An 18,480-nucleotide genomic window follows, 5' to 3' on the forward strand; every position below is an offset into this window, starting at 1 on the left:
GCCGGCTCCCGGTGCTCGATTCGTACGGATTGTGCGCCACCAGACTAGAACCGCCCCCGGCCGTGACATCGGCCGGGGGCGGTTCTCCGTCGGGGGAGGGGCCGACAGGGGCGGGAGGGGAGCTAGAGCACGCACTCCGCTTCGGCGTAGCGCTCCTCGGGAACCGTCTTGAGGGTCTCCACGGCCTCGGCGAGCGACACCATGACGATGTCGGTGCCGCGCAGCGCGGTCATGTGTCCGAATTCGCCGCGGTGCACGGCCTCCACGGCGTGCCAGCCGAAGCGGGTGGCCAGCACCCGGTCGTACGCGGTCGGGGTGCCGCCGCGCTGCACATGGCCGAGGATCACCGGCCGGGCCTCCTTGCCGAGCCGCTCCTCCAGCTCGATGGAGAGCTGGCGGGCGATCCCGGCGAACCGCTCGTGGCCGTACATGTCCTTGACGCCCTCGTCGAACGCCATCGACCCGGCGCGCGGCTTGGCCCCCTCGGCGGCGACGACGATCGCGAACTTCTTGCCCGCGTCGAACCGCTTGCCGACCTTCGCGGCCAGCTCGTCGATGTCGAAGGGGCGCTCCGGCACGACGACGGCGTGCGCGCCGGCGGCCATGCCCGAGTGCAGCGCGATCCAGCCGGTGTGCCGGCCCATGACCTCGACGATCAGCACCCGCTGGTGCGACTCGGCGGTGGTCTTCAGCCGGTCGAGGGCCTCGGTCGCGACACCGACCGCGGTGTCGAAGCCGAAGGTCACGTCCGTGACAGCGATGTCGTTGTCGATCGTCTTCGGTACGCCGACGATCGGCAGCCCGTTGTCGGACAGCAGCCGGGCCGCCTTCAGCGTGCCCTCGCCGCCGATCGGGATGATGGCGTCGAGGCCGAGGTCGGCGACGTGGCCCTTGGCCCGGTCCACGCCGTCACGCAGGTGCGCGGGCTGCACCCGGGACGAGCCGAGGATGGTGCCGCCGCGGGCGAGGATGCCGCCCACCGCGTCCAGGTCCAGCTTCCGGTAGTCGCATTCGAGCAGCCCCTTCCACCCGTCGTGGAAGCCGATGACCTCGTCGCCGTGGTCGACGACGGCCCGGTGCACGACCGAACGGATCACTGCGTTCAGGCCGGGACAGTCGCCGCCTGAAGTGAGGACACCAATACGCATAAGCCCGGAATACCTTTGCAGACGTGGCCCGACGACCGGACCACGTCGTCCGGCTGGATCGCGGCTACCTTAGCCGCGTCCGGGGGGCTGCCCGTAAGAGGCGTCCGCCAGGTGGACACGGCCGCTCATTTGGGCGAGGAAGCGCCCCGAAGGGGCTCGGGGAGCCGTGTGATCGGCCGCCCCGGGGGCGGGCGATCAGGCGGGCTGGGCGGCGGTCGCCGACGCGATCCGCTCGTTGCGCAGCGCCTCGTACCACCGGTCGTCGACCGGCGGCAGCGCGTTGACGTCCAGCGCCAGCTTCAGCAGCAGGTCGGCGATCTGCGGGTTCCGTGCGAGCACCGGCCCGTGCATGTACGTGCCGAACACCGTGTCGTTGAACGCGCCCTCGGTGCCGTCCCCCGTGCCGTTGCCCTTGCCGATGCGGGTACGGGCGAAGGGCCGGGCCGACGGGCCGAGGTGGGTGATGCCCTGGTGGTTCTCGAACCCGGTCAGCGGCGGCAGCCCCAGCTGCGGGTCGATGTCGCCCAGGACGTCGCCGACGCACCGCTCGCCCTCGCCGCGGGTGGAGACGACGTCGAGCAGGCCGAGGCCCGGCTCCCGCTCCCCGAGGTCGTTGATGAACTCGTGGCCGAGGATCTGGTACCCGGCGCACACCGAGAACACGATGGCGCCGTTGGCCACCGCGCGTTGCAGGCCGCCGTCGCGGCGCAGCCGCTCCGCGGCCAGCCGCTGCGGCCGGTCCTCGCCGCCGCCGATCAGGTAGATGTCGCCGGAGGTGGGGACCGGCTGGTCGCTGCGGACGTCGGCCCGCTCGACCTGGAGGCGGCGCTGGTTGGCCCGGCGCTCCACCACCAGGGCGTTGCCCTGGTCTCCGTACGTGCTGAGCAGGTCGGGGTAGACCCACACGAGACGCAGGCTGCTGTCACTCATGCTCATGATCCTTCGCTGGCTCGAGCCGCTGAACTGGGGTTCCGGGTCAGTTGCCGACGCGGCGGCGGACGTCCTGGAACGCGGTGTAGTTGGCGATCAGCTCGATCCGTCCGGGCGGGGAGGCCTGCACGGCCTGGTCGAGGGTGTCGCAGACCTGGAATTGCAGGCCGGCCACCTCCAGACGCACCGCGAGGTCGAGCTTGCGGTCGCCGATGACGGCGATCGGGTGCCCGGCCAGCCGGGTGTAGTCGACGTCCCACAGCCAGGAGGTGTCGGTGCCGTCCGCGCCCCGCGCGTTCACCGAGAGGATCACCGGGGTGGGCGGCGGGTCGATCAGAGTGAACGTTTCGAGCCAGCCCGCCGGGTTCTTGGCGAGCAGCAGCCGCAGGTCGCGGCCCTGGAACTGCACGACGTCGTAGCGGCCGGCCACGGCCTGCACCTGGTACATCCGCTCCAGGGCCACCTGCGGCGGCACGCCGAAGCAGGCGGCGACGGCGGCGGAGGTCGCCGCGTTCGCCTTGTTGGCCCGGCCCGGCAGCTGGAGGTGGATCGGCCAGGCGGAGCCGTGCGGGTCGAGGACGTAGTCGCCCTGGAGCGCCCAGCTCGCCGTCGGGCGGCGGAATCCGCACTCGCCGCAGAACCAGTCGTCGCCCGGGCGCTGCATCACACCGCCGCAGGCCGGGCAGGACCAGGCGTCGTCCTTCCACTCCTGCCCCGCCGCGACCCATACGACGTTCGGCGAGGACGACGCGGCCCAGACGACCAGCGGGTCGTCCGAGTTCGCGATGATGATGGCCTTCGAACCGGCCAGCCCCTCGCGCCACTTCTCGGCGAGCATGCGGGTCTCGGCCGCGCGGTCGAGCTGGTCGCGCGAGAGGTTGAGCAGCGCGATGGCCTTGGGGGCCACGTCCCGGGCGACACCGGCGAGGTACTTCTCGTCGACCTCGATGACGCCGAACCTGGCTTCCGAACCGCCGGCCAGGGCGGAGGTGATTCCGGCAGGCATGTTCGCGCCCAGCGCGTTCGAGACGACCTCGCCGCTGGCGCGCAGGGCCTCGGCGATGAGGCGGGTGGTGGTCGTCTTGCCGTTGGTGGCCGAGACGAGCACCGTGTCCAGGTGCTGGGCGAGCCGCCCGAGCAGCTCGGGGTCGAGCCTGAGCGCGACCTTGCCGCCGATCACCGAACCGCTGCCGCGGCCTGCCGCGCGCGACACCGCGGCCGCGGCCTTGCCCGCCGTCACGGCGAGCTTGGCCCGCGGAGTCATCGACTCCGAGTTGCCTGCCATCTTTTTGGGTCCTCCTTGCGTACGGCGCCGCGCCTGCCCCCGGCATCGCTTTCCTGGCCCAGCCTATCGAGATCCCCTGACAAGCCCGAACTGCGGCTCGGGGTACCGCTCGACCGTACCCTTGCGCACATGCGACACGGCTCTGTACCGGGCGCCTCCGGGCGCGTTCGACCCCTGACCCTGCTCGGTGACCCCGTGCTGCACGACCCGTGCGCCGAGGTGACGGACTTCGGCCCGTCCCTCGCCCGGCTCGTCGAGGACATGTACGCGACAATGTACGCGGCTCAGGGCGTCGGCCTCGCCGCGAACCAGATCGGTGTGTCCCTGCGCGTCTTCGTCTACGACTGCGAGGACGACGACGACGTCCGCCACGTCGGGCATCTGGTGAACCCGCGGCTGGTCGAGGCGGACGGGGTCGTGGTCCGCGGCCCCGAGGGCTGTCTGTCGCTGCCGGGCCTGGAGGCGGGGACCCCGCGCTTCGACCACGCGCGCGTGGAGGGCCGGAATCTGGCGGGCGACCCGGTCGTGGTCCACGGCACGGGCTGGTTCGCCCGGTGCCTCCAGCACGAGTGCGACCACCTGGAGGGCCGGATCTACGCCGACCGGGTCACCGGCTGGCGCCGCCGCCGGGTGCTGCGCCAGGCGGCTAGGGCGCCGTGGGCCAAAGCGCTCCGCTAGGGCCGGGCGCCGGTCAGAAGCCGGGCCCGCCCTCCTTGTCGCCCGCGGCGGCGAGCCGCCCCCACAGCAGATCGGCGAGCCCGCGCACCAATTCGGCCCGCGAGCACGGCCGTTCGCCGAGCCACCAGTCACCGGCGGCGTGCATCATCCCGACGATCCCGTGCCCCCACACGCGCGCGAGCTGCTGGCTCCCGGGCCCGAGCTCGACCCGCTCCTCGACGACCTCGGCCAGTTCCTCGCCCATCCGGCGCAGCAGCGGCGCGGAGTGCCGTCCCACGTCGAACCCGGCTTCGACGGGGGCGCCCTCCGCCGGATGCATCAGGAAGCGGTAGACCTGCGGCCTGGCCTCGATCGCGGCGAGGTAGGTGTCCAGCGTGGCCTCGACCCGCTCGCGCCGCTCCGCGGGGGCGTCCAGGGCCGCCCGCAGCGAGGACAGCAGGGCGTCCGTGTGCCGCTTGGCCAGGGCCGCGTACAGTCCGCCCTTGTCGCCGAAGTGCCGGTACAGGATGGGCTTGGTGATCCCGGCCTCGGCGGCGATGGCGTTCATCGAGGCCCCGGGGCCGTCCCGGAGCACCACGCGGTCCGCGGCCTCCAGCAGCTCACGCCGCCGGCGCTCGGCGGCGGACTGCTGCTCCGCGCGCTGGTCCGTCCGTTGCCTGGTCTCCATGACGATCTCCCCGCCCGTGCGATTGCTTGACGCACGCGAAAGGTAACACCCGCCACCGAAGCGGGATCGAACGCCCGCTCGGAGGTTGACAGGGGCTACTGGCGAGTAACAGACTCTCGTTACCGCAAGTAACACATGCAGTGCACGCAGCCCTGGAGGGGTCATGGCCGAGTTCACGATGGATCTCAACGACGAGCAGAAGGAAGTCCGTGCCTGGCTGCACGGCTTCGCCGCCGACGTGATCCGCCCCGCGGCCGCCGAGTGGGACGAGCGCGAGGAGACCCCCTGGCCGGTCATCCAGGAAGCGGCCAAGCTCGGAATCTACTCCCTCGACTTCTACGCGCAGCAATTCTTCGACCCGAGCGGCCTCGGCATCCCCATGGCCATGGAGGAGCTGTTCTGGGGCGACGCGGGCATCGCGCTGTCCATCGTCGGCACGGGCCTCGCCGCGGTCGGCGTCCTCGCCAACGGCACCGAGGAGCAGATCGGCACCTGGATCCCGCAGATGTACGGCGACGTGAACGACGTGAAGGTGGCCGCCTTCTGCTCCTCCGAGCCGGACGCGGGATCGGACGTCGCGGCCATGCGCACGCGCGCCGTCTACGACGAGGCCAAGGACGAGTGGGTGCTCAACGGCACCAAGACGTGGGCGACCAACGGCGGCATAGCCAACGTCCACGTGGTCGTCGCCTCCGTGGACCCCGCGCTCGGCTCCAAGGGCCACGCGTCCTTCATCGTGCCGCCGAACACCCCGGGCCTGTCCCAGGGCCAGAAGTTCAAGAAGCACGGCATCCGCGCCTCGCACACCGCCGAGGTCGTCCTGGAGAACGTGCGGATCCCCGGCTCCTGCCTGCTCGGCGGCAAGGACAAGCTGGACGAGCGGCTGGCCCGCTCGCGCGAGAAGGCCCGCAAGGGCGGCGAGCGCGTGAAGAACGCCGCCATGGCGACCTTCGAGGCCTCCCGCCCCGCCGTCGGCGCGATGGCGGTCGGCACCGCCCGCGCCGCCTACGAGGAGGCGCTGGAGTACGCCAAGACGCGTGAGCAGTTCGGCCGCCCGATCATCGACAACCAGGGCGTCGCCTTCCAGCTGGCCGACATGCGCACCTCGATCGACGCCGCGCGCCTGCTGGTGTGGCGCGCCTCCTGGATGGCGACCACCGGCAAGAAGTTCGAGAACGCCGAGGGCTCCATGTCCAAGCTGTTCGCGAGCGAGACCGCCAAGAAGGTCACCGCCCAGGCCGTCCAGATCCTCGGCGGCAACGGCTTCACGCGTGAGTACCCCGTGGAGCGCATGCACCGCGACGCGGCGATCTACACGATCTTCGAGGGTACGAGCGAGATCCAGCGCCTGGTCATCGCCCGCACCCTGTCCGGCATGCCGATCCGCTAGCGGCCACCGCTCAGGGGTCGGCCAGCGCCCCGCACGAGACGTTCACCGTCGCGGACGTCATCGTGCGGGCGCGGTCGCTGGCCACGAACGCGGCGACCTCGCCCACGTCGGCGAGGGTCGCCGCGCGGCCCAGCAGCGTGGGGGCGGTCAGCTGCTCGGTCAGCTCCGCGCGCCCTTCGAAGTCGGCCGGCAGGCTCTCCGGGATGCCGCCGGTCTTCAGCGTCACCACCCGGATCCCGGACGGGCCCAGCTCACAGGCCCACTGCCGGCGCAGCCCCTCCAGCGCGTCCAGGGACACCTTGAAGCCGCCCAGGCCCGGTTGGGTCTGCGGGCCGGAACCGCCGAAGGCGAGCACGACGCCCGAGCGCCGGGCCGCCATGTGGCGGGCCGCCGCGCGCGTGGTCAGGAACTGGGTGCGCATCGTGTTCTCGATCGGCGCCAGGAACTCGTCGACCGTCAGCTCCGTCAGCGGCTTCTGGACGTCGCCGACGCCGATGAGGTTGAACGAGATGTCGATCCGGCCCGTCCGCTCCGCGAGGCCGTCCACGAAGCCCTGTACGGCGCTCTCGTCGAGCGCGTCCACCTCGAAGGCCTCCGCGGTGCCCCCGGCCTCCCTGATCGCGGCAGCGACCCGCTCGGCCGGCGCCAGGGACCTTCCCGCGAGGAACACCGAGGCCCCCTCCCGCGCGAAACCGCGTGCGGCGGCGCCGCCGATGGCCCCGCCCCCGCCGTACACGAGCGCGACTCTCCCGTCGAGCAACATGGCTCTCAACTCCTCCTGCTTGGCGCGTCGTCGAGGTGACCACCATGGCGCAACGGCGTCAGCTGTTCGATGTCGTAGCGCGAACGCAGGTCGGCGATCGCCGCGTGGTCGGGCGGGCCGTCCGCCGAGAGGATCTCCAGCAGTTCCTCGAAGTAGCGCTCGTGGTCCGGCGGGGGAGACGCCTGGAAGAACATCTTCGCCGGGGTGTCCGCCGGGTTGGCGAACGCGTGCGGGCAGCCCGGCGGCACCACGATCACCGTGCCCGGCGTCGCCCGCACCACCCCGTTGCCCGAGGGGGACCGCCAGCGCCGCCAGTCGTCGGGCGTCCGCACCCGCGGTTCGAAGGCGAGCACGTCCAGCTCCCCTTCGAGGACGTAGAACAACTCCTCGCTCCGCGTGTGCACATGGGCGCCGACGTCGAAGCCCGGCGGCACCACGACCTCGAAGCTGGACGCGCTGCGCGAGTGGTCCCCGGTGACCTTGAAGGTGACCTGCTGGGCGGGCGTGCGCACGGTGCGGCCGTGCCCGGGCGGCACAAGGAGCCCCTCCGGGGGCGTCAGCGCCGTCATCCGGCCGTCGACCAGGTCACCGGAAGGGCCTCGGGGCCGCGGATCAACGCGCCCCTGCGGAACGGGACCCGCTCCGGCGGCACGTCGAGGCGCAGCCCGGGGAAGCGGTCGAGCAGCGCGTCCACCAGCAGCTCCGACTCCAGCTTCGCCAGCATGCCGCCCACGCAGTAGTGCGGTCCGAAGCCGAAGGAGACGTGCGGATTGGCGCCCCGGTCGAAGTCGATCCGGTCCGGATCCGGGAAGACGTCCGGGTCGCGATTGGCCGCCAGGTAGGACACGTAGACCGGGTCGCCCTCGCCGATGCGCACGCCGGCCACGTCGACGTCCTCCAGGGCGATGCGGGACAGGCCGACGGCGCTGCGGTGCGGGATGTAGCGCAGCAGCTCGTCGATGGCCCGGGGGCGCAGCTCCGGCTCGGCGCGCAGCCGCTCGGCGAGGTCGGGACGCGTGAGCAGGATGTAGAGCATGTTGCCGCTGTTGTTCGTGACGGCCTCGCCGCCGATCTGCACGAGGACCGCGAGGCCGACCGCCTCGTCCTCGGTCAGCTCGCCCGCCCCCACGGCCGTGCCGAGCAGGGAGGCGACGTCCTCGCCGCTGCCGTCGTCGCGCGAGCGGATCAGCCGGGCGAAGTAGGCCGACATCTCGTCCTTGGCGCGCTCGCTGGCATCGGCCCCGTGCGCCGACGACAGGATCAGCTGCGTCCAGGTGTGCATCAGCTGCCGGTCCGCGGCGGGCACCCCCATCAGCTCGCAGATGACCGCGATCGGGAACGGCGCCAGCAGGCGCTCGGTGAGGTCGGCGGGCGGACCGTCGCGCAGCAGGCCGGTCACCAGCTCGTCCAGCATCTCCTGCGCGCGCGTGCGCAGCCGTTCCACCCCGCGCGTGGTGAACGCCGACGCCACGGCCCGCCTGAGCCGCGTGTGCTCGGGCGGGTCGGCGAAACCGACGGCTCCCGCCTGCGGGATGAAGTGCGGGGCGAGCCGGGTGACCTGACGCCCCACGACCGCCTCGCGGCTGAAGCGCGGATCGTTGGTCACGGCGCGCACGTCGTCGTAGCGCGTGACCAGCCAGGCCCAGCCCTCGCCGTGGGGCAGCCGGACGCGCGTCACCGGGCCCTCGGCCATCAGCTCGCTCAGCACGGGATCGAAGTCGACCCCGTGCAGGTCCAGGGCCGGCCACGGCCGGACCGGCGGCCTGGTGGTGGTCTCCTCGGTCATACGGCGGCCTCCACGAGCGCCGCACGGTCCCGCGAGGTCCAGCGGCCCAGCGACATCTCCGCGGTGATCCCGGGGCCGAACCCGGCGAGCATGCCGCGGGCCGTGTCGTGCGCGCCGCCCTCGTCGAAGAGCCGGCGCAGCGCGTCCAGGACCACGGCACTGGCGATATTGCCGTACTCGGTGAGCGTGGCCCGGCTGAACCGGAACGCGTTCGGCGGGACCCGGAGGAACTTGCTGAGGTCGTCCAGGATCCGCGGCCCGCCCGCGTGAATGATGTAGAAGTCCAGCTCCGAGGCGTTCCAGCCGTGCAGCCCCGCCAGCTCCTGGAGCGCCGGAGCGAGCGGTTCCATGGTCGTCGGCACCCGCTTGTCGAGCAGGAAGTGGAATCCGGTGGCGCGCACGTCGTACGCGATCCAGTCCTCGGTCTTCGGGATGAGGTACGAGCCGTTGCGCTCCAGGGCGATGCCCGTGCCGCCGCGGCCGCGCACCACGGCCGCCGCGACGCCGTCGCCGAAGAGCCCGTTCGACAGCAGCGAGCCGATGCCCAGGTCGGTCGGCTGGTAGCACAGCGAGCAGAATTCGCAGGCCACGATCAGCGCGTTCGCGTCCGGGTAGGCCGTGCAGAAGTCGTGCGCCCGGTTCACCGCGGCGCCGCCCGCCGCGCAGCCCAGCTGGGCGATCGGTATCTGCCGGGTGTCGCTGGAGAAGTCCATCTCGTTGATCAGCCAGGCGGTCAGCGACGGCATCATGAAGCCCGTGCAGGACACATAGATGATCACGTCGATGTCGGCGGCCCTGAGCTGCGCGTCGTCCAGCGCGCGCCGCACCACGGCGGGCACCCGGGCCTTCGCCTCCGCCTGGTAGAGCGTGTTGCGGTCCTCGAACCCGGGGTGCTTCAGGGTCTCCTCGATGGGCTGCACGAGGTGCCTGGTCCGGACGCCCGTGTTCTCGATGAGGCGCAGCGCCAGCGGGAGTTGGGGGTGGTCGGCGTGGTGGGAGCGGGCCAGAGCGAGCGTCTCTTCCATGGTGATGACGTGTTCGGGCACGGAGACAGCGGGTCTGCACAAAGTGGCCATGAGCCTGCGCCTTCTGGTCGCCCCCCGGCTGAAGATGGACCTCCCTGTCACCAGGGAGGTCCACCCACGATCACCCGCCGCGTGCCGTACGTCCCGTCGGACTACTCCATGCCGGTCGCGCGGCCGGTGCCCAGCGCACCGGCGAGCGCGGCCGCCGGATCGGACGCGGCGGGGCCCGCGGGCGCCCAGCGGCCCCGTTCCTTGCGGTACGGCCACCACCGCCCGTCGCGTCCCAGCCGCACCTGTGCCGTTCCGTCCCGGACCGTCCAGCGCCCGCGCGCGCCCGTGAGAGCCGGCCGCTCGTCGTCCTCCCAGGCCGCTTCGAGTGCCGCACGCGCGCGTGCGGCACTCTTGGCGTCGGGGGTCCACGCCTCCTCCAGGACCGCGAGGGCGGCGACGCCCCCCAGGTCCCAGGCGCGGGCCGCCAGCGCGAGACCCTCCCGGTCCCTGCCCGACGCCCGGGCGAGCCGGGCGGCGATGTGCTCCGGCGGTCCTGCGGAGGCCAGCCGCGCGGCGTCCGCCGAGGGCGACAACGCCGCCGGTGCGGGCCGCTGTTCGTGCCCGGTGGTCAGGGCGTCGGCCAGCATCCGGTGGGCCTCGGCGGCGGCCTGTGCGGCCAGGAACTCCAGCGCGTCGACGTCCGTGTCCCCGCCGGGCGCCGTCTCGGTGTCCAGGGCGGGCGGCAGCCCCGGCCCGTCGGGCAGGGGCGGCGCCGGGGGCAGGGGCGGCAGCACGATCGCCGACGCGTAGGCATCGGCGGCGTCCACCCCGGCGGTCTCCGCGCCCTCGGGCCGGGGCGGCGCGGGGTCGGCCGCCGCCGCGCTGCGCACCTGGAGTTCGTCGAGCAGCGACCGTTCGTCCCGCCCGCGCAGCAGGAGCAGCACGAAGGGGTCCTGGTCGAGGAGCCGCGCCACCTGGTAGCTGAGCGCGGCCGTGTGCGCGCAGTGGTCCCACGCGTCACAGCCGCACCGGGGCTCCAAGTCGCCGATCCCCGGCAGCAGTTCCACGCCGGCCGCCGCCGCGTCCTCCACCAGGTGCGGCGGCATCTCGCGGTCCAGGAGAGCCGCGATGTGCCCCGACCGTTCGACGGCCATCCCCAGGAGGCGGTCCCAGTCGTCGCCGTCCAACTGGTGCAGCAGCACGTCCGAGCGGTGCGGGGCGCCGCTCCGGTCCCGTACGACAGCGGTGATCCGGCCCGGCCGCACGGACACCGCGCCGACCGCCCCGGCCCGTGCCAGCCCGCGGCCCGCCTTGAGCTGGGAGAGGTCGAGGGCGGTGTCCTCCAGGGCCTTGAGCCAGGCCCGGCCCCACCAGGTGTCCGCGAAGCCGCGGCCCCGGGCGGGCGGCAGGGCCGCGAAGATGCGCTCGTGGGCGTCGGTGTCGTCGCCGGTGTCGTCGCCGGTGCCGCCGGACGCGTCCCGGTCGTCGTACACGTCGTCCGTGCCGTCGTCCGTGCCGCCGTCCCCCGGGGCGTTCAGCGGGCCGCTCATCGGGATCCCCCTCGCAGTTCGACCAGATCGGCCAGGTCGGCGTCGCTGAGCTCGGTCAGGGCCGCCTCGCCCGCGCCCAGGACCGCGTCCGCCAGTTCGCGCTTGCGGACCAGCATCTCGGCGATGCGGTCCTCGATCGTGCCCTCCGTGATCAGCCGGTGCACCTGGACCGGGCGCGTCTGCCCGATCCGGTGGGCGCGGTCGGTGGCCTGGGCCTCCACCGCCGGGTTCCACCACCGGTCGTAGTGCACGACGTGCTCCGCGCGCGTGAGGTTGAGCCCGGTGCCGGCCGCCTTCAGGGAGAGCAGGAAGACCGGCACCTCCCCCTCCTGGAAGCGCCGCACCATCTCCTCGCGCCGCGCGACCGGGGTGCCCCCGTGCAGGAACTGGCTCGCGACACCCCGGTCCGCCAGGTGCCGCTCCACCAGACGGGCCATCTGTACGTACTGCGTGAAGACGAGGACACCCGCGTCCTCGGCCAGGATCGTGTCGAGGAGTTCGTCGAGCAGTTCCAGCTTGCCCGAGCGGCCGGCGATGCGCGGCCGCTCCTCCTTGAGGTACTGCGCCGGATGGTTGCAGATCTGCTTCAGCGCCGTCAGCAGTCTGACGACGAGACCGCGCCGCGCGAAGCCCTCGGCTCCCGAGATCTCCGCCAGCGTCTCGCGCACCACGGCCTCGTACAGGCCGGTCTGCTCCTTCGTCAGCGACACGGCGCGGTCGGTCTCGGTCTTGGGCGGCAGCTCGGGCGCGATGCCGGGGTCCGACTTGCGGCGCCGCAGCAGGAACGGCCCCACCAGGCGCGCGAGCCGCTCGGCCGCCGCCGGGTCCTTGCCGCCCTCGACGGCCTGCGCGTAACGGGTGCGGAAGGTGCCGAGCCGGCCCAGCAGACCCGGCGTCGTCCAGTCCAGGATCGCCCACAGCTCGGAGAGGTTGTTCTCCACCGGGGTGCCGGTGAGCGCCACCCGCGCGCGTGCGCCGATGGTGCGCAGCTCCCTGGCCGTCGCCGAGAAGGGGTTCTTCACGTGCTGGGCCTCGTCGGTGACCACCATCCCCCAGGACACGGCGGCCAGCTGGGCGGCGTCGAGGCGCATCGTCCCGTACGTGGTGAGGACGAACTCGCCGTCCGCCAGGTCCTCCAGGGAGCGGCGCCCGCCGTGGAAGCGGCGCACCGGGGTGCCCGGCGCGAACCGTTCGATCTCGCGCTGCCAGTTGCCCATCAGCGACGTCGGACACACCACCAGCGTCGGCCCGGCGGTCCCGGCCGCCGACTGCCGGTGCAGATGCAGGGCGATCAGCGTGATCGTCTTGCCGAGGCCCATGTCGTCGGCGAGACAGGCGCCCAGGCCCAGCGAGGTCATCCGGGCCAGCCAGTTCAGACCGCGCAGCTGGTAGTCGCGCAGATCCGCCGCCAGCGCGGCGGGCTGCTCGATCCGGTGGGCGGGGTCCGCCGCCTCGGGGTCCGCGAGCCGGTCCCGCAGCCCCGCCAGCCACCCCGTGGCCCGGACGTCGACCCGGCGGCCGTCCACCTCGGTCGAGCCCGTCAGGACGGCGCTCAGCGCGTCGACCGGGGTGATCTTGCGGTCCAGGTGGGCGCGGGCCCGCCGCGCCTCGTCCGGATCGATCAGCACCCACTGGTCGCGCAGGCGCACCACCGGCCGGTTCGCCTCTGCCAGCCGGTCCAGCTCGGCGCGGCTCAACTCCTGGTCGCCGAGGGCGAACGACCAGTCGAACGCCAGCAGCGCGTCGGCGGACAGGAACGACGGCCCGCCCGACGCGGGCCGGTCCGCGCCCTTCCCGTCGGCCCCGTCGCCGTCGCCATCGCCGTCCGGTGGTCCGATCACCGCGCGCGCCGTCAGCTTCCGGGCGAGTTCCTTCGGCCAGTGCACCTCGACACCGGCCGCCGACAGGGCGCGCGCCCCCTCTCCGAGCAGTTCGGTGACCTCGTCGTCGGCCAGCTCCACGGCGTCCGGCACGGCGGCCGACAGCAGCGGAGCGAGCGGCGCCCACGCGCGCGAGGCGCGGCGCAGCGCCAGCAGCGCGTCCATCCGGGCCCGCGCCCCGAAGGCCCGCGCGGCCGGACCGCCGCCCGCCCAGACCTCCGCCGCGTCCGCCATCAGCGTGGGGTCGGCGACGCTGTGCAGCTGCGGCACGGCCCGGAACACGGTCCGGGTCTCCTCGTCGGTGGCCCGCGCCAGCCCCGGCACCTCCACCCGCAGGGAGATCCGCACCCCGGCGTCGTGCCCGGCCGCGACATCCGCCGCCCACGCGCGCAGCTCGGGCGCCCGGCGCGGGCCCGGCGCCGCGAACCCGGCGGATCCGGTGGCCGCCGGAGCGGCGGGGGAGCGCGGCAGCGTGTCGGCCACCGCGTCCAGGAAGGCCCGCAACAGGCGCTCCGGGGTGTGCAGCCGGGGCGGCTCGTGGCCTTCCAGCGGCACGGCGTGCGCCTGCGGCGGCATCGCGGCGGCCAGCTCCCGCAGCCGTTCCAGATCCTGTGCGCTCAGGGGGGCGCACCGCCACGCGTCGTGGTCCTCGGCACTCAGCCCGGGCAGCAGGAGCCCCCGGGCGGCGAACTGCAACGCCAGCAGGGCGGCGGCGCCCCAGAAGGCCGCGGTCGGATCGGCGTCCGCGGCCGCACGCGCGCGGGTGAGAACCGGCAGGGCGGCCCGCACCGGCAGGGCCACGGCGGACACCGTCACCCGCTCGACTGCCTGCTCGCCGGGCAGCACCAGGGGCACCTGGACCCGGGAAGCGGCCTCCGGCAGGACCACCTCGTCGCCGTCCGGGTCCCAGAAGGCGACGGTCGAGGCGCGCGCCGGGTCGGCGGGCAGGAACAGGGCGCCGCAGCGCACGAGTTCCGCCGTCTCGGCGGCGGTGGGTGCGGGATGCGTGTGCTCGGAGATGGCTGCTTCCTCGTTCTTCCGTCTCGAAGACATGCGGACTCCCGGAGTCGTCCGGTCCCGGGCGCCCGCCCCGGTCGCCGACCGCGGCCGTCCGGTGCAGACGTTAAGTCGTCAAATTTGACTACCCGCTCCGAAGGCGCCGAGAGTACATCGCCCGCACCGGCGGACGGACATCCTCCAGTCGTGACCTGGATCACCCGACCCTTAAGGGTGTGGCTAACCCCCCGCCCGTGGTGGGTCTGCCCCCTGGGGCGGTCGGGTGGTGGCGCCATGGCTGTCCGCGGCCCTCGATCCGTAGGTTCGACGAGGTCGGGCCGACGCGTAGCCCGCCGCTCCGCCGCCGCCCACCACAGACCGGAGGACAGCCATGCCGCTGGCCGTCGCCGCACCGCCGACCCCGCCCGACACGAGCAGTGAGTTCACACCGTTGCTGAGGGAGGTCAGAGGCCGGGGGCTGCTCGCCCGGCGCACCGGCTGGTACGTGCGCACCATCGCGGTCAACGCCCTCGCGCTCGCCGCCGTGGTGACCGGCGTGGCCCTCATCGGCGGCTCGTGGTGGGTGCTGGCGCTCGCGCCCGTCCTGGCCGTCCTCGGCGCGCGCACGGCGTTCATCGGCCACGACGCCGGCCACGCGCAGATCACCGCCAACCGCTCCGTGAGCCGGGCCATCGGCCTCGTCCACGGCAATCTGCTCCTCGGCATGAGCTACTCCTGGTGGAACCACAAGCACAACCGGCACCACGCGAACCCGAACCACATCGACAAGGACCCCGACGTCGCCGCCGACGTCCTCGTGTTCACCAGTGGGCAGGCCGCCAGGCGCACCGGCTTCCGCGGCTGGCTCACCCGCCACCAGGCATGGTTGTTCTTCCCGCTCACGCTCCTCGAAGGGCTCGCCCTGAAGGTGTCCGGGTTCCAGGACCTGCGTCGCCAGAGCGGCCGCGAGCGACTGGTGGAGGGCACGCTGCTCATCGCCCACGTCGTCGGCTACGTCACCCTGCTGCTGACGCTCATGCCGCTCGGCCACGCCCTCGCCTTCGCCGCGCTGCACCAGGCGCTGTTCGGGCTGCACCTGGGCATGGCGTTCGCGCCCAACCACAAGGGCATGGAGATGCCCGACCCCGACGGCGACAAGTGGGGGCACCTGCGCCGCCAGGTCCTCACGTCGCGCAACATCGAGGGCGGCGTCCTGACCGACTGGTTCCTCGGCGGCCTCAACTACCAGATCGAGCACCACCTGTTCCCCAGCATGCCCCGCCCCCACCTGCGCCTCGCGCAGCCACTGGTGAAGGCGCACTGCCACCGGATCGGCGTCCCGTTCACGGAGACCGGCCTGGTCGACTCCTATCGGCAGGCGCTGCGGCACATGTATGAAGTGGGAGAGCCGCTGCGGGCCGACATCTGACCGGCCCCGCCCCGGGGCGGCGGGATCAGGGACATCTCAGGGTCGTCCACCGGAACCGTGGACGCCGCGAGCCCGTTTTTCACAACAGAGGCGGGCCCGCTCCACCCATCCGCGGGCGGGCCGCCCCGAAGGAGGCCAGACACATGTCGAGGAACGCGAAGATCGCCGTGGGCGGCGTGGCGGCCGGGATCATCCTGTGGATCTGGCTGCCCTGGTGGGCCGCCCTGCTCATCGTGCTGGGCGTGCCGGCCGCGGCCTACCTGGCACTCGACCCGTCGCAGCGCCGCAGGCTGCGCCGCGTGTCCCGCCGGGAGATCGGCCGCTAGGGGCCGCTAGGACCGGCGCGACGGCGGGTCCGGACCGGCCGCCCGGAACGTCGACCCGGAACGTTGGCCCGGATCGGCGGGCCGGAACGTCGGCCCGGGACGGGCGGCTTCCGCGCGGCAGGGCCAGGTCCCTAGGAGGCGCCGATGGAGCAGGAGTTGACGACGTCACCGCGCGCGGGCCGCCGCACCGTGTGGTCGGCGGGCGGCCTCGTGCCGTCCTCCACCCATCGGGTGAGTGCGTCGAAGGCGTCCCGGTAGCACGGCAGGATCGGCCGCAGCCGGTCCGGATACGTGTCGAACAGGCCGTCCGCGTGCGTACCGTCGCGGAAATAGCCGTCGAGCTGGATCCCGGGCACCCCGGAGGGACTGCGGGTGCCCCTGGCGGTCAGCCCGGCCTGATCGGCCATGTCGGTGTACGCGGTACCGGCCAGGCCCGCCGTGGTCAGGTCGCTCAGGCAGGCCTTCCGCTGAACGGCGGCGCCCGGCACACGCGCGTGGTCCAGCCGTGCGCACCGGGTGGACTGGGTGGACCGGGTGGCCTGGACGGCCTGTGGCGTGATCGCCGACGCGGCCGCGCCCGCGGGAGGCGACGCCCCCGAGGCGACCGGCATCACGAGAGCGGCGGCCAGCAGGGGAACGACTCTGGGCATGCGCATCGCACGGCCTCCTCATGAGGGGATGAAGAGGCCCCATCGTCGGCGCACGACCCGCACGTACCTATGGGGCGGGCCCACACCGGGTGTCAACGCCCTATGGGGCAGCAGCCGTTCAGACGGGACGCACGGCCATCTTGTCGAGCGCGTCGAGCAGCGCCGGAAGTTCGGCGCCGCGGCCGACCGGGAGCACTTCCCCCGGCTCGTCGTCGAGCAGGACGAAGGCGATGTCGTCCGTCCGCGCCACCATCGACCAGCCGGGCCCGTCCGCCCGCAACGTCCGGGCGTCGCCGGACGCGAACGCCGAGCGCACGCGGCCCGGCGGCGGCGGTGAGTCGATGTAGGCGCGAGCCTCGGCCAGCACCCGCCGGATGCCCGCATGGGACGCGCGCGGGCCCGCCGCGCCCTGCTCGGCGTCGCCGGTGGCCGTAGTGGCCGTAGTGGCCGTGGTCGCCGTAATGCCCGTTCGGGCTGGGTCTGTGGTGTCTGTGGTGTCTGTGATGCCTGCGATGTGTGCGGTGTCCGCGGTATCTGCGCTGTCTGCGGGGGCGCTCGACGCTCTCGCGGTGTCGTCCGCGGCGAACTGGTCGTCGTCGATCTGCCCGCGCCACTCGGCCCACTGAAGGGCGATCTCGTCCGCCCCCAGACGCCGCTGGGCCGGCCCCCAGGTCGCGGTGTCGGGCGGCGTGAGCGGAGGCCCGTCGTCCGCCTCGGGGTCGGGCGCGGGATCGTGCGGCGCGGGAACCCCCGGAGCCGCCACCGCGAGCGCCAGCGGCCAGCCGGGCAGCGCCGACACCATGCTCCTCTCGTCGGGCGAGAGGTCGTACTCCATGCCGCAGTCCCAGGACGCGATGGCGACGGCGACGAGCGACACGTCGTCCACGACGACCGTCCAGCGGGCGCCGTCCCCGTCCTGACCGAGCACCAGGCCGTAGCCGTCGGCCAGCGGCGCGAGCCCCAGGGCCGCACACGCCTCCGGGTAGTCGTCGCCGAGCACGCTCGGGAACTTCGCGGGTGTCAGCAACACCGCGGTCAGTACGTACAGCGCGTCGTCCGCGGTGGCGACTGCGTCGTCCGTCCCGGCCATGCCAGCCTCCCCTGAGCTACGTTCCGTCGGCGTGACCTTAGCCAGTCGCGGACGATGTCGTACAGGGGCGATGACCAGGAAAATCAGTCTCCGGGTCAGGCATGTACGCGGCCGGTGGACAGCATGTCGACAAGGCGTGTGCGCTTTGTGTGCCCCACGGGCCGCGACGCGTCCGGCGGCGTCACCCCGGCGACGACGCGTCCCGCTCCCGGGCCGCCAGCGCGAGGAAGCGCTCGTCCTCGTCGACGTACGACGTCAGCCGCCAGCCCGAACCGGACAGCAGGGAGCGGAGGTTCGGCTCCGCCCGCAGGTCGTCCGCGGTGAGCCGGCGGCCGTGGCGCGCGGCCAGCGCCGCCCGGCCGATCGGATGGAAGAGGGCGAGGACCCCGTCGGGGCGCACCACGCGCGCGAGTTCGCGAAGGTTCTCCTCGGGGTGCGGCAGGTGCGAGATCAGGCCCGCGCCGAAGACCGCGTCCAGGGCAGCCGGGCGCAGCGGCAGCCGGGACACGTCGGTCAGGAGCAGCCGTCCGTGACCGTCCCGGCCCGCCCGCACGGCCGCCGCCAGCATCGCCGGGGTCAGGTCGGCGCCCAGGACCGTCCCCGAGGGCCCCACGGCGGCACGCAGCGGCGGCAGCGCCCGTCCCGTGCCGCAGCCCGCGTCGAGCACCCGGTCGCCGGGGCGCAGCCCCAGCGCGGCCACCGCCGCCGTGTACGCGGGACCGTCGTCGGGGAAGCGGGAGTCCCAGTCGGCGGCCCGCGCCGAGAAGAATTCCTGCACGCGTGCGGGATCGTCGCTCATGCGCACCATGATGGCGCAGACCACCGACGACCACGGCGGTCCGCGGGACGGCGCGCGGTCGAAAGGTCCCGGTCCGAACCGAAAGGGTCGCAAGCGC

At 73.4% G+C, this 18,480-nt stretch carries 16 protein-coding genes and 1 pseudogene; 4 read left to right on the forward strand and 13 right to left on the reverse strand.

The window, feature by feature from the left end; translation table 11 throughout:
* Positions 1–122: 122 nt before the first annotated feature.
* From ACIP5K_RS24315 to ACIP5K_RS24325, 3 genes are all read right to left on the reverse strand, one after another.
* Entirely contained in the window at positions 123–1,148 is a 1,026-nt protein-coding gene (locus tag ACIP5K_RS24315; protein ID WP_401412586.1) for a 6-phosphofructokinase, read from the reverse strand.
* A 195-nt stretch (positions 1,149–1,343) separates the two neighbouring features.
* Positions 1,344–2,078: a type 1 glutamine amidotransferase gene (locus ACIP5K_RS24320; RefSeq protein ID WP_111663520.1), complete on the reverse strand. Its 735-nt coding sequence runs from the start codon at positions 2,076–2,078 to the stop codon at positions 1,344–1,346.
* A 46-nt stretch (positions 2,079–2,124) separates the two neighbouring features.
* A complete protein-coding gene (locus ACIP5K_RS24325; RefSeq protein WP_401412588.1) occupies positions 2,125–3,363 on the reverse strand; it encodes a MurT ligase domain-containing protein in 1,239 nt (412 codons plus the stop codon).
* Between the two features lie 129 nt (positions 3,364–3,492).
* Here ACIP5K_RS24325 and def point away from each other — a divergent pair, with 129 nt between their 5' ends.
* On the forward strand, positions 3,493–4,041 hold the full coding sequence (gene def / locus ACIP5K_RS24330) for a peptide deformylase (protein WP_401412590.1): 549 nt from the start codon (positions 3,493–3,495) through the stop codon (positions 4,039–4,041).
* 13 nt (positions 4,042–4,054) lie between these two features.
* On the opposite strand, the gene ACIP5K_RS24335 is transcribed toward def, so the two are convergent.
* Complete coding sequence (locus ACIP5K_RS24335; RefSeq protein WP_401412592.1) at positions 4,055–4,708, reverse strand: TetR family transcriptional regulator; 654 nt, start codon at positions 4,706–4,708, stop codon at positions 4,055–4,057.
* A 163-nt stretch (positions 4,709–4,871) separates the two neighbouring features.
* Here ACIP5K_RS24335 and ACIP5K_RS24340 point away from each other — a divergent pair, with 163 nt between their 5' ends.
* Positions 4,872–6,098: an acyl-CoA dehydrogenase family protein gene (locus ACIP5K_RS24340; RefSeq protein WP_401412593.1), complete on the forward strand. Its 1,227-nt coding sequence runs from the start codon at positions 4,872–4,874 to the stop codon at positions 6,096–6,098.
* A 10-nt stretch (positions 6,099–6,108) separates the two neighbouring features.
* Here the strand turns inward: ACIP5K_RS24340 and ACIP5K_RS24345 are convergent, their stop codons facing one another.
* The 6 genes from ACIP5K_RS24345 to ACIP5K_RS24370 form a co-directional block, all read right to left on the reverse strand.
* Positions 6,109–6,861 (reverse strand): SDR family NAD(P)-dependent oxidoreductase, encoded by a 753-nt coding sequence (locus ACIP5K_RS24345; RefSeq protein WP_401412594.1) that lies wholly within the window; start codon positions 6,859–6,861, stop codon positions 6,109–6,111.
* Positions 6,862–6,866: 5 nt separating this feature from the next.
* The gene (locus tag ACIP5K_RS24350; protein ID WP_401412596.1) at positions 6,867–7,430 is read right to left on the reverse strand and encodes a cupin domain-containing protein; all 564 of its coding nucleotides are present in this window, start codon (positions 7,428–7,430) and stop codon (positions 6,867–6,869) included.
* Positions 7,427–8,647 carry a cytochrome P450 gene (locus tag ACIP5K_RS24355; RefSeq protein WP_401412598.1) on the reverse strand — a complete coding sequence of 407 codons (1,221 nt, stop codon included), beginning with the start codon at positions 8,645–8,647 and terminating at the stop codon, positions 7,427–7,429. The genes ACIP5K_RS24350 and ACIP5K_RS24355 overlap by 4 nt, the downstream gene beginning before the upstream one ends.
* Positions 8,644–9,723, reverse strand: coding sequence for a type III polyketide synthase (locus ACIP5K_RS24360; protein WP_401412600.1), 1,080 nt, complete (start codon positions 9,721–9,723; stop codon positions 8,644–8,646). The genes ACIP5K_RS24355 and ACIP5K_RS24360 overlap by 4 nt, the downstream gene beginning before the upstream one ends.
* A 101-nt stretch (positions 9,724–9,824) precedes the next feature.
* On the reverse strand, positions 9,825–11,213 hold the full coding sequence (locus tag ACIP5K_RS24365; RefSeq protein ID WP_401412602.1) for an SWF or SNF family helicase: 1,389 nt from the start codon (positions 11,211–11,213) through the stop codon (positions 9,825–9,827).
* The gene (locus ACIP5K_RS24370) at positions 11,210–14,146 is read right to left on the reverse strand and encodes a DEAD/DEAH box helicase (RefSeq protein WP_401412604.1); all 2,937 of its coding nucleotides are present in this window, start codon (positions 14,144–14,146) and stop codon (positions 11,210–11,212) included. The genes ACIP5K_RS24365 and ACIP5K_RS24370 overlap by 4 nt, the downstream gene beginning before the upstream one ends.
* Positions 14,147–14,480: 334 nt before the next feature.
* Between ACIP5K_RS24370 and ACIP5K_RS24375 the strand changes: the two genes are divergently transcribed.
* Complete coding sequence (locus ACIP5K_RS24375) at positions 14,481–15,518, forward strand: fatty acid desaturase family protein (RefSeq protein WP_401412606.1); 1,038 nt, start codon at positions 14,481–14,483, stop codon at positions 15,516–15,518.
* 143 nt (positions 15,519–15,661) lie between these two features.
* Positions 15,662–15,844, forward strand: a complete 183-nt coding sequence (locus tag ACIP5K_RS24380; protein WP_401412608.1) for a hypothetical protein — start codon at positions 15,662–15,664, stop codon at positions 15,842–15,844.
* A 314-nt stretch (positions 15,845–16,158) separates the two neighbouring features.
* Here ACIP5K_RS24380 and ACIP5K_RS24385 read toward each other — a convergent pair.
* From ACIP5K_RS24385 to ACIP5K_RS24395, 3 genes and pseudogenes are all read right to left on the reverse strand, one after another.
* Positions 16,159–16,500 (reverse strand): annotated as a pseudogene (locus tag ACIP5K_RS24385) (hypothetical protein); the annotation flags it as partial.
* Positions 16,501–16,612: 112 nt separating this feature from the next.
* Positions 16,613–17,584 carry a hypothetical protein gene (locus ACIP5K_RS24390; protein ID WP_401412609.1) on the reverse strand — a complete coding sequence of 324 codons (972 nt, stop codon included), beginning with the start codon at positions 17,582–17,584 and terminating at the stop codon, positions 16,613–16,615.
* A gap of 181 nt (positions 17,585–17,765) precedes the next feature.
* A complete protein-coding gene (locus ACIP5K_RS24395) occupies positions 17,766–18,383 on the reverse strand; it encodes a class I SAM-dependent methyltransferase (protein ID WP_401412611.1) in 618 nt (205 codons plus the stop codon).
* Between the last annotated feature and the right edge of the window lie 97 nt (positions 18,384–18,480).

It is taken from the genome of Streptomyces sp. NPDC088785, assembly GCF_044750685.1.
Classification (GTDB): domain Bacteria; phylum Actinomycetota; class Actinomycetes; order Streptomycetales; family Streptomycetaceae; genus Streptomyces.

Excerpts from the sequence above, each read along its gene's own strand:
- ACIP5K_RS24315 (WP_401412586.1), bottom strand. The coding sequence starts at position 1,148 with ATGCGTATTGGTGTCCTCACTTCAGGCGGCGACTGTCCCGGCCTGAAC.
- ACIP5K_RS24320 (WP_111663520.1), bottom strand. The coding sequence starts at position 2,078 with ATGAGTGACAGCAGCCTGCGTCTCGTGTGGGTCTACCCCGACCTGCTC.
- ACIP5K_RS24325 (WP_401412588.1), bottom strand. The coding sequence starts at position 3,363 with ATGGCAGGCAACTCGGAGTCGATGACTCCGCGGGCCAAGCTCGCCGTG.
- def (WP_401412590.1), top strand. The coding sequence starts at position 3,493 with ATGCGACACGGCTCTGTACCGGGCGCCTCCGGGCGCGTTCGACCCCTG.
- ACIP5K_RS24335 (WP_401412592.1), bottom strand. The coding sequence starts at position 4,708 with ATGGAGACCAGGCAACGGACGGACCAGCGCGCGGAGCAGCAGTCCGCC.
- ACIP5K_RS24340 (WP_401412593.1), top strand. The coding sequence starts at position 4,872 with ATGGCCGAGTTCACGATGGATCTCAACGACGAGCAGAAGGAAGTCCGT.
- ACIP5K_RS24345 (WP_401412594.1), bottom strand. The coding sequence starts at position 6,861 with ATGTTGCTCGACGGGAGAGTCGCGCTCGTGTACGGCGGGGGCGGGGCC.
- ACIP5K_RS24350 (WP_401412596.1), bottom strand. The coding sequence starts at position 7,430 with ATGACGGCGCTGACGCCCCCGGAGGGGCTCCTTGTGCCGCCCGGGCAC.
- ACIP5K_RS24355 (WP_401412598.1), bottom strand. The coding sequence starts at position 8,647 with ATGACCGAGGAGACCACCACCAGGCCGCCGGTCCGGCCGTGGCCGGCC.
- ACIP5K_RS24360 (WP_401412600.1), bottom strand. The coding sequence starts at position 9,723 with ATGGCCACTTTGTGCAGACCCGCTGTCTCCGTGCCCGAACACGTCATC.
- ACIP5K_RS24365 (WP_401412602.1), bottom strand. The coding sequence starts at position 11,213 with ATGAGCGGCCCGCTGAACGCCCCGGGGGACGGCGGCACGGACGACGGC.
- ACIP5K_RS24370 (WP_401412604.1), bottom strand. The coding sequence starts at position 14,146 with ATGTCTTCGAGACGGAAGAACGAGGAAGCAGCCATCTCCGAGCACACG.
- ACIP5K_RS24375 (WP_401412606.1), top strand. The coding sequence starts at position 14,481 with ATGCCGCTGGCCGTCGCCGCACCGCCGACCCCGCCCGACACGAGCAGT.
- ACIP5K_RS24380 (WP_401412608.1), top strand. The coding sequence starts at position 15,662 with ATGTCGAGGAACGCGAAGATCGCCGTGGGCGGCGTGGCGGCCGGGATC.
- ACIP5K_RS24390 (WP_401412609.1), bottom strand. The coding sequence starts at position 17,584 with ATGGCCGGGACGGACGACGCAGTCGCCACCGCGGACGACGCGCTGTAC.
- ACIP5K_RS24395 (WP_401412611.1), bottom strand. The coding sequence starts at position 18,383 with ATGAGCGACGATCCCGCACGCGTGCAGGAATTCTTCTCGGCGCGGGCC.